The organism is Protofrankia sp. CiT1 (assembly GCF_917627335.1).
In the GTDB taxonomy this organism is placed as follows: Bacteria; Actinomycetota; Actinomycetes; order Frankiales; family Frankiaceae; genus Protofrankia.
This window is the reverse complement of the sequence record NZ_CAKJTP010000128.1, coordinates 1-723: the sequence shown is the minus strand read 5'-3', so window position 1 is coordinate 723 and position 723 is coordinate 1. Positions and strand designations below refer to the sequence as shown.

The 723-nt window shown below is 73.6% G+C and carries 1 protein-coding gene; it reads left to right on the top strand.

What is annotated here, in order from left to right; genetic code table 11:
- Positions 1-723 (top strand): WD40 repeat domain-containing protein (locus tag MJ785_RS16915; protein ID WP_370652969.1); only part of this gene is annotated, 723 nt, incomplete at both ends.

Here is a 723-nt window from a genome sequence, read left to right as displayed (position 1 = left end):
ACGTTCACCCAGGGTGTGACGGCGTCCTGGCTCGACGACGGTGGGCGTCTGCTGTACCTGCTGGGCCAGGACGGCGTCCTGGGGATGTTCGACCTGGCGGACCCCGCGCATCCCGTCGGCCTGGGAACCGTCGGCGGGATGGGGACAGTCATCCAGAGCGCGGCCGCCAGCCCCGACGGACGCACCCTGCTCGCCTCCGACCTCGGTGTGCCCTCGCTGTGGGCGGTGGGTGCCCGTCCCCCGGAGGCGACCCGCCTGGCCCGGTTACCCCGCCACGACGGCCCGCTCAACACCGCCGTGTTCTCCCCCGACGGACGGCTGCTGGCCCTCGGCTGGCAGGACGGAACCACAGAGGTATGGGATGTGACGGACCGTTCCCACCCGCGCCGGCAGGCGGTCCTCGCCCCAGCCGGCCGTCCCGCGGTGCTGTCCGCAGCCTTCAGCCCCGAGGGGCACACGCTGGCCACCGGGACGGACGACGCGCAGGCACGGCTGTGGGATCTGACCGACCCCACGCACCCGTACCAGACAGCCGGCCTGAGCGGCCACGGCGGCGCCGTACGCGCGGTCGTCTTCAGCCCGGACGGCGGGAGCCTGGCCACGGGCAGCACGGATCGCAGCGTCGTGTTGTGGGACGTCGCCGATCGAGCGGCACCGGTACGCACCGCCGTATTCACCGGGCACCGGAACCTGATCCGGGCGGTGGGCTTCTCCCCGGACGGT